The sequence below is a fragment of the Zafaria cholistanensis genome (genome assembly GCF_008580665.1).
GTDB classification, from domain to species: Bacteria; Actinomycetota; Actinomycetes; order Actinomycetales; family Micrococcaceae; genus Zafaria; species Zafaria cholistanensis.
Map to the genome: position 1 here is coordinate 1 of NZ_BKDJ01000027.1, position 8083 is coordinate 8083.

Below are 8083 nucleotides of genomic sequence, written 5' to 3' on the forward strand. Positions count from 1 at the left end.
ACAGCGCCGACAGGGCACCGATCGCGGCCATGGTCGGTCCGAACGAGACGAACAGGCCCCCGGAGACGGCCATCGCGAGGGCGAACGCGTCCTGCCACCGCAACGTGCGGTGCAGCGCCGGGGGAGCTTCGGTGGGGTGGGTCAACTCAGCCATGGGCCGGCCTTTCAACAGAAGGGTTGAGGGGTTTAAAGAAGAAACGGTGCAGGGGAAACGGGACCCCGCAGCAAGAGATGCACTGGGCCGTGGGGCCGTGGACGGTTCGGCCTCAGGGAGACGGCGGCAGGTGGAAGACTTTAGGGCCGATTCACGGGCGGGAACTCTGATGAGAGGAAACGTCGGACATCGTTACCCGTGGATCCAGCGCCAGGGAACCCGGGTCGAGAGCCACCATTCCGCCGTCTACCGGGATCACGGCCGCATTGACGTACGAGGCATGCTTGGAGAGCAGCCAGGCGACGATGTTCCCGACTTCTTCCGCTTCGGCCGGCCGTCGGCTGGGTACGAATGCGGTGGCTACGGAGTAGGCCTGCTCCCGTTCCAGCCCGAGTTCGGCGCCGTATTCTTCCATTTCGAGGTCGGCCATTTCGGTTCTGGTCCATCCCGGGCAAACGGCGTTGGCACGAACCCCGGAGGGCCCATAGTCCACGGCAATGGACTGCATGAGCATCGTTAGTGCGGCTTTCGTGGCGTTGTATCCGGGAATGCCTGCGCTGGCCCGGAGGGCGGCCGCTGAAGCGATGCCCACGATTGATCCTCCGGTGGCGATCAGATGCGGCAGGGCGGCCTTGGCCAGAAGGAAAGGACCTGTCAGGTTGGTGCGGACCATGGCGTCCCAGTCGTCGGTGGCCAACTCTCCCACCGTCCCGGGGCGGACAATGCCGGCATTGAGCACCAGGCCGTCGATCGACCCGAATCGCTCAAGGGTGGTTTCGACCAGTCGGTCCACGTCCTCTGCGGATGCGGCGTCGGCAACTACGGGGATCGCTCCTGTGGACCGGGCGACGTTTTCAAGCGTTTCGGGCCGCCGTCCACAAACGACAACGTCCCATTCCTGGGCCCTGAGGACGGCGGCAGTGGCGGCGCCGATGCCTGTTCCTCCGCCGGTGACGATGGCTACGGGGTTCTTGGTCATTTGGAGTCCTTGCTGTTGGGGGGGAACGCTACCGGTGATGCGGGGGAGCGGGGCGCCGTCCCAGGTTTCTGCGCCGGATTTTGGTGGGCGGCTGGGCCGCTTGTCGCACGGTTGGAGCGGGGGCACATGTCAGCTGAAGCCCAGCGTGGGCAGAGCTGAGCGAGCCGTGTAGCCAAAATCCGCCACCAAAGTGGTGCCGTTGATCGGTGCACTGACCGGCGAGGCCAGAAAGACGGCGTGGCGGGCTACTTGGCCCGGTTGCATCACCGGCAGGCCAGCTCCGGCGAAGCCTTCGTCCTGGCCCAGGTCGGCCCGGGACATCGGAGTATCAACGATGCCGGGACATAGACAGTTGAAACGGATCTGTGGGTAGTCCACAGTCAGGGACTTTGTGAGCATGAGAACCGCCCCTTTGGAGGTGCAGTAGGGGGTCATTCCCTCGAATCCGACCAGCGCCGAATCTGACCCCAGGAACACCACCGACGGTGCCTCGCTTCGGCTCAGCAGGGGAATGGAGTGTTTAGCCACCAGGAAGTTGCCCCGTACGTTCACCGCCATCACGCGGTCCCAGTCTTCCACCGAGACCTCTGCCGCGGGCTGTCCCACCGGCCCGGAGATCCCGGCGCACGCGATGACCGAGTCCAGGCGGCCGAAAAGATCCCGAGCGGTGTGGGCGACCATCCGAACATCGGACTCGTCCGTGAGGTCGGCTTGGACGAATTCCACCCAATGGCCGGCTTTCCGGAGTTGGCTCGCCACCGTGGAGCCTTCCGGGTTCCGGTCCACGATCAGAACGGTCGCACTTTCCTCGGCCAGGACCTCGGTGCAGGCCCGGCCAATACCGGAGGCACCCCCTGTTACCAGGACCACGCGGTCGCGCAACTGCATGTCCATCGGTCTGCTCCATTGCCTCAGTTACCGGGAGAGCGTCCGGAGTTGCCGGACGCTTCGTTGTTGTCGGGTTTGCGGGACCGCCCCGTGGGGCGGTCCCGCCGTTTGGGTCTAGTAGTTGATGATTTGGGGTTGGGCGAGGTGCTTGAGGCCCTCGACGCCGAATTCGAGTCCGTAGCCGGATTGCTTGGCCCCGCCGAAGGGCATGCGCGGGTCCACGGCGCCGTGCTTGTTGATCCACACGGTGCCGGCCTCGATGCGGGCGGCGACTTCGCGGGCGGCGTCCCGGTTGGAGGACCAGACCGAGGCACCCAGGCCCACCTCCAGGGCGTTGGCCATCTCCACCGCCTCGTCGATCGTGGAGTACTTCACGATGGGCAGGGCGGGTCCGAACTGTTCCTCGGCAACCAGCGGGTTTTCGTTGTCGACGTCCGCGACCAGCGTGGTGGGGTAGAAGAACCCGGGCTGGGACTCGTCCGGGTTGCCACCGGTGACGATGCGCGCCCCGGACTCCTTCGCGGCCTGGACCAGGTCCGCGACGATCTGGTACTGGGCCCTGTTCTGCAGGGGGCCCAGCACGTTGTTCTCATCCAGCCCCACACCCATCGGCATCGCGGCCGCGACCGCCGCCAGGGCGGTGACGGTTTCTTCGTAGATGTCCTCGTGCACGTAGAGCCGCTTCAGCGCCGCGCAGGTCTGGCCGGTGTTGATGAACGCACCCCAGAACAATCCCTCGGCGATAGCCTTGGGGTCCGCGTCGGGCAGCACGATCCCGGCGTCGTTGCCGCCCAGTTCCAGGGTCAGGCGCTTGACGGTGTCGGCGGAGGAACGGATGATCGCCTTGCCCGTGGCGGTGGAACCGGTGAACATGACCTTGTCCACCTCCGGGTGCCCGGCCAGGGCCTCGCCCACGTCCCGGCCCCCCGACACGGCGTGCAGGATGCCCTCGGGCAGGACCGTGTTCAGCACGTGGACCAGGCCCAGCACGGACAGCGGGGTGTACTCGGAAGGCTTCATGACCACGGTGTTGCCCATGCGCAACGCCGGGGCCAGCTGCCAGATGCCGATCATCATCGGCCAGTTCCACGGCCCGATCGCGCCCACCACGCCCAGCGGGCGGTGGTGCAGCTCGGCGCGTCCGCCCTCGTCATCGAAGAGGACCTCGGGCTCAATCTCGAAAGAGGCGGTCGCGCGCAGCCACGCCGCGCACGCGCCGACCTCGAAGCGGGCGTTCGGTCCGTTCAGCGGCTTGCCCTGCTCCCGCGAGAGCAGCACCGCCAGGGCCTCGGCGTTGGCCTCGATGGCATCGGCGGCCTTGTTCAGGAACCCGGAGCGCTCCGCGTGGGACAGCGCCCCCCAGCCCGGCTGCGCGGCACGGGCCGAGGCAATCGCAGCCTCCACATCCGCCACCGTATGCTCAGGCGCCCGCCCCACCACCTCACCGGTGGCCGGATCCTTAATCTCCCGACCCCCCACGGCCGGCTCGACCGCGGACAGCAGGTCCTCGTGGGTGGCAAAACTGGTGGCTTCGATGGTCATGTCCTGTCCTTTGGGATGTTGCACGTAGTGAGGGCTGGTGGGCGTGGAGGAGGCGGAAGTTTGGGGGCGCGGTGCCGGTGGCTGGTCAACCGCCCGTGGCCTTATTCGGCGGGGTAGCGCGTTTCGTTCAACACGGTGAACTGGCTGTCGAAGGGCAGGTGCATGGGTGCCAGGGTCGGCCCGTCCCAGCAGAACATGCGCCCGATGGAGCGCTCGTTGGTCAGGTCGATGACGACGAATGATTCAACCGGCATGACAGTTTCGCTCCAGTAGAGAAGCACGATGCCGTCGGCGAGCTCGAACACCCGGATGGGGTCCACGTCGCCGAGACCGCTTTCGGCGCCTTCAATGCAGTACCAGACGAAGGTGCCGGAGTTGAGGTAGATGTGCTCGTAGCGCTCGGTGGCGCTGTAGCGGTAGAAAATGCGCTTGCCCACGAGTTCGTTGCTCTCCGCGCGCGGTTCGATCTCGCCCGTGCCGGCGACCCGGCCGGAGAGGAAGTCGGTGTGCATGCGGACCTCCCCGTTGCGGTTGACGAAGGAGGAATCCGCGACCGTGACCTTCCCGTCGGCGCGGTTGATGATCATGGTGACATCGTGGGTCTGGGTGCCTTCGCCCTTGAGGAAGTCGACGTAGAAAATCTCCTCGCGCACTTCCACAGCCCGGTACGGATGCGTACCGGTCGCGCCGACCCCTTCGCCGGACGTGATGGTCCAGGTCAGGTGGTTGCCTTCGAAGGCGTGGGTGATCGTCCAGCCGTTGTCGAAGACGATTTCGAGGGAGGTTCCCTCGAGCTTGTCGCTGGCCGGGAGGGACGGGTCGCCGAAGCCTTCGAGCATGGCCGTCACCGCCGGCCACTCATCTTGGGGAACGTACCCCTTGTCGTCGATGCGGGTGGTCGCGCTGCTGTTGCTGCTCGCCATGGTGTTATATCCGTTCGTTGTTGTCGTTCTGGGGAACCCCGGGCCATCGGACGCGGGAGGCAGGCCTCGCCGTGGAGCCGGTCGATGTGGGGGATTGGACTGCCATACCCACCGTTGAGCGTCCTGTGTGGGGTGGATCACCTCCTCAAACTGTACGTATGTATAGTTTGCTCGTCAAGATGGCTTGTCTGGATTTGTGAAATCACGGTTCCCGGTTCAACGGCCCCTAGACTCGTCCCATGAACAACGAAGCGGGGCGCCCGTCCTATGGAGCGGGACGCGAAGCGCTGATGTCTGCGGTGATGCGGATCGTGGCCACCAAAGGGCTTAGGGGGGTGACCTACCGGGCGGTTGCGGCGGAGGCAGGCGTTAACCACAACCTGATTTCGCACCACTTCGGTTCGATCGAAACGCTGCTCAACGCCACGATGGAACTTGCCGTCGAGCGGGCCATCAAAGACACTGAGTTGGCGCTGTTCGCGGACTTCGATGAGCGATACGTGGACGCCTTGATAGCCTCGGTCTCCGCGGAGCCTGAAGTGCACCTGTTCCAGTTCGAAATGCTGCTGGAGGCCCGGCGTCATCCCGAGCTGCGTGACTCATCGCGCCGGCTGTACGAAAATTATGTCTCGTCGGTCCACGATGGGCTGCGCCGCCGAGGCGTGGAAGCCGATGACGACTTGTGCAGTGCCGTATTTGCCGCCCTCGACGGGCTCATGCTCCAGTTCCTCACCATCGGCGATCCCGTTCGTATCAGGGCGGCGGTGAAGCGGGTCGGGCAATTGCTGGCCTCCGCCGTAGACCACAGCCAGGATGCCCCGGGCTACAAGGTCCCCTCCCAGGCAGACCTCGCCTGACCTGGGGAAGTGCCTCCTCGCGCAGCTTTAAGAAAGGCGGCGCGTAAGGGTGTGGCCTGATCCAAAACGCGAAGGCCGTGCTCGAGTCCGCAGCCGGGATGGCGAGGGCGATAACAGATCCCCGCAGCCGGAGACTATCGGTCAGGCGGAGGTTGCTCGCATACGCCAGGAACGGGGAAGCCCGGATCCGGGCCGGGGATGGTGCCCAGGCCGTCCGGTCCGGGCTGCGGGTTTTCTCCGGGCTGAGGAGCCGTGGTCCCGAGCATGTTTCCAGCGCGGTCTGCGGCGTCGCTTCCGGACCTGTCCGCGGCGGTCGTGACCGCGTCGGAGCGAACGGTGGTGCAGCGAGGCATCGTGCACCCGGTCCGCCGCGGCTTCCATTGCGCCGTCTCGGTGTCCTCAAGCCTGCCGTCTAAGGTCTTTTCTGCACTGCGGATGGTCCCGGCCCCGTCGCAGGTCGCGGATGAGGCTGGCTGGCGGGCCCAGCGCTGTGTAACCGCGAAAGCCGTTCAGGGCAGTAACTACTCAGTAATCGTTGGACCTGCGGCGGGGGACGAAGGTGGGACCGCCCCGTGGGGCGGTCCCACCTTTTGGGTCTAGTGGTTGATGACCTCGTGTTGGGCGAGGTGCTTGAGGCCCTCGATGCGGGCCGGGCCCAGCGCGGCCTCCAGGTCCGCCACCATGTTCTCAGGTGCCCGGCCCACCACCCCGCCGGTGGCAGGGTCCAGGATCTCCCGGCCCCCCGCGGCCGGCTCGATGACGGCGAGAAGGTCCTCGTGGGTGGCGAAACTGGTGGCTTCGATGGTTATGTCGTGTTCTCCTGTCTGGTGTCCGCTAGGCCGAGAGGACTGGCTGGGTGGGGAGGGCGGAACGGGCAGTTTCAGCGGCGAGGGCTGAGGTGACGGCGCGGGCGGCGTCGAGTCCGCTTTCGATGGCCCCGTCGATGAAGCCGCCCCAACCGTTGGCGAAGTCGGATCCGGCCAGCCGGATGCGGCCTTCGGGGCGCTGGAGCTCGGCCAGGGATCCGGTGAGGTAGCCGGTGTAGTGCATGGGCCAGGTGGAGCGGGAGTATTCGTCATCGACCCAGTTGTGCCCGGCGACCTCGAGGACCTCCAGGCCGGGGACCAGGAGGTCGAGAATGCCTTGGGCTGCCTCGGGGTCGTTGACGTCGATGGCCGCGGCGTCGGGGCCGAAGCAGACCAGGGTGGTGGTGTCTTCGTCGATGTATTCGGCCTGGACGAAGTTCAGCGGTGCGTTTTCCGGGCCCATGGCCACAAATCGTTCCTGCCGGCCCTTGACCTTGATCCACAGCTTGGCTCCGCGTCCGGCTTGGCCGCGGGCGGCGGCCTGGCGCTTGGCAGGCGAGAGGGCCGGCTGGATGTCGATGTCGCCCAGCACGCTCAGCGGCAGGGCCAGGACCAGCTGTCGTGCGGAGAACTGCTGGCCGTCCGCGGTCTGCGCGATCACGCCCGATTCGTCCTGGACGATGGCGACGACCGGTTGGTTCAGGTGCAGGTCCGCGGTGGAGTCGGCGAGGATCGCCTCGGCCAGGCGCCGGGTGCCGCCTTCGACCTTGAAGGTGGCGCACGTTTCGAACATCAGCTGCCAGGAGCCGGAAGCGGCGGCGCACCAGCGCAGGGCCTGGGTGTAGGCGGCCTGGTCGAGCTTGCCGTTGAAGTTCAGCGCCCAGAAGGAGCGCAGGAGCCGGCGCTGGTCTTCGGGAAGGCCGAGCCGGTCGATGGCCTCGGAAAGGGTGATGCCGTCGATGTCCGCGACCTCCGGATTGGCCAGTGGCGACCAGGGCAGCGGAAAGTAGCGGCGGGCCTCGGCCAGCAGTGCCCGGTTAGGGGCATCGAGCAGTTCCAGCAGGTCCTCGGCGCGGCCTTGGCGGGAGGTGCCGCCGGCGATCCAGTAGGCCTTCGTGAAGTCGGGCCCGGGCACGGGGTTGATGCCGTAGCGTCCCATTTCGGCCCAGACATAGGGCTGGGACCAGTGCACCCAGGTGCCGCCGAGCTCGAGGTTGCGGCCCAGGTGCTCCTCAAGGTGGGTGCGCCCGGCGATGCGGTCGCGGGCCTCCAGGAGGGTCACCCCGTGGCCGCGGCGGGAGAGTTCGCGGGCCGCGGTGAGTCCGGCGAACCCTGCGCCGATGACGATGACGTCAGAGGTTTCCATTGCAGTGCTGCCTTAGCTGTAGACGAAGAACTCGACGGTGGGTTCCAGGACGGTCCAGCGCGTCATCGCGCCCTCCGACAGGGAAGCCATGGAGCCCGCGGTGAGGTCGAGGGTATCGCCGCCCTTGACCTCGATGCGCAGGTGCCCGGAGACGATGTAGATGGTCTCGTCCTGGTCGATGGGCAGGTCGAACGGCTCCGGGGCCTCTTCCGGAGTGATCTGCCAGATGCCGCCCGAGAGTTTCTCGTTGCCGTTGTCTCCGGGGCGGCGCAGCCACTGGACGCTGCCAAGCGCGAAGGGTTCGAAGGCGGTGGCGTCGTGCTGGGCGTGGAAGACCTGGGACATGGTGTTTCTCCTATTGGTGGTGTGAATTTCGGGAGTGGATCAGGAGTGGTGTGCGTGGGTTGAGGGGTTTTGTGTGTGGGGTTCGCGGAGCAGGGGCATGCGGTCCTGGAAGCGGCGGCGGATGACGTAGAGGATCAGGGACAGCAGGAGGATGCCGACGCCGATGGCCAGTTCGAGTGGGCCTCCGTATCCGGAGAGTTCGGAGGAGAGGGCGCCGATGACC

General features: G+C 66.3%; 7 protein-coding genes and 1 pseudogene. 1 reads left to right on the top strand and 7 read right to left on the bottom strand.

Annotated elements, in window-relative coordinates:
• Positions 1–305: 305 nt before the first annotated feature.
• From NCCP_RS14635 to NCCP_RS14650, 4 genes are all read right to left on the bottom strand, one after another.
• Positions 306–1133 (bottom strand): SDR family NAD(P)-dependent oxidoreductase, encoded by an 828-nt coding sequence (locus NCCP_RS14635; RefSeq protein ID WP_149958025.1) that lies wholly within the window; start codon positions 1131–1133, stop codon positions 306–308.
• Between the two features lie 129 nt (positions 1134–1262).
• On the bottom strand, positions 1263–2027 hold the full coding sequence (locus tag NCCP_RS14640; RefSeq protein WP_149958026.1) for an SDR family NAD(P)-dependent oxidoreductase: 765 nt from the start codon (positions 2025–2027) through the stop codon (positions 1263–1265).
• Positions 2028–2135: 108 nt separating this feature from the next.
• Positions 2136–3563 (bottom strand): aldehyde dehydrogenase family protein, encoded by a 1428-nt coding sequence (locus NCCP_RS14645; protein ID WP_149958027.1) that lies wholly within the window; start codon positions 3561–3563, stop codon positions 2136–2138.
• 101 nt (positions 3564–3664) lie between these two features.
• Positions 3665–4486 carry a MoaF C-terminal domain-containing protein gene (locus NCCP_RS14650; protein WP_149958028.1) on the bottom strand — a complete coding sequence of 274 codons (822 nt, stop codon included), beginning with the start codon at positions 4484–4486 and terminating at the stop codon, positions 3665–3667.
• Positions 4487–4725: 239 nt separating this feature from the next.
• On the opposite strand from NCCP_RS14650, the gene NCCP_RS14655 reads away from it, so the two are divergent.
• Complete coding sequence (locus NCCP_RS14655) at positions 4726–5343, top strand: TetR/AcrR family transcriptional regulator (protein ID WP_149958029.1); 618 nt, start codon at positions 4726–4728, stop codon at positions 5341–5343.
• Between the two features lie 834 nt (positions 5344–6177).
• On the opposite strand, the gene NCCP_RS14660 is transcribed toward NCCP_RS14655, so the two are convergent.
• The 3 genes and pseudogenes from NCCP_RS14660 to NCCP_RS14670 form a co-directional block, all read right to left on the bottom strand.
• Positions 6178–7515, bottom strand: a complete 1338-nt coding sequence (locus tag NCCP_RS14660) for a flavin monoamine oxidase family protein (protein WP_149958030.1) — start codon at positions 7513–7515, stop codon at positions 6178–6180.
• 12 nt (positions 7516–7527) lie between these two features.
• The gene (locus tag NCCP_RS14665) at positions 7528–7860 is read right to left on the bottom strand and encodes a cupin domain-containing protein (protein WP_149958031.1); all 333 of its coding nucleotides are present in this window, start codon (positions 7858–7860) and stop codon (positions 7528–7530) included.
• A gap of 39 nt (positions 7861–7899) precedes the next feature.
• A pseudogene (locus NCCP_RS14670) lies at positions 7900–8083 on the bottom strand (hypothetical protein); the annotation flags it as partial.

What these genes read in the sequence shown, in the direction of transcription:
- NCCP_RS14635 (WP_149958025.1), bottom strand. Translation starts at nt 1,133, where the DNA reads ATGACCAAGAACCCCGTAGCCATCGTCACCGGCGGAGGAACAGGCATC.
- NCCP_RS14640 (WP_149958026.1), bottom strand. Translation starts at nt 2,027, where the DNA reads ATGGACATGCAGTTGCGCGACCGCGTGGTCCTGGTAACAGGGGGTGCC.
- NCCP_RS14645 (WP_149958027.1), bottom strand. Translation starts at nt 3,563, where the DNA reads ATGACCATCGAAGCCACCAGTTTTGCCACCCACGAGGACCTGCTGTCC.
- NCCP_RS14650 (WP_149958028.1), bottom strand. Translation starts at nt 4,486, where the DNA reads ATGGCGAGCAGCAACAGCAGCGCGACCACCCGCATCGACGACAAGGGG.
- NCCP_RS14655 (WP_149958029.1), top strand. Translation starts at nt 4,726, where the DNA reads ATGAACAACGAAGCGGGGCGCCCGTCCTATGGAGCGGGACGCGAAGCG.
- NCCP_RS14660 (WP_149958030.1), bottom strand. Translation starts at nt 7,515, where the DNA reads ATGGAAACCTCTGACGTCATCGTCATCGGCGCAGGGTTCGCCGGACTC.
- NCCP_RS14665 (WP_149958031.1), bottom strand. Translation starts at nt 7,860, where the DNA reads ATGTCCCAGGTCTTCCACGCCCAGCACGACGCCACCGCCTTCGAACCC.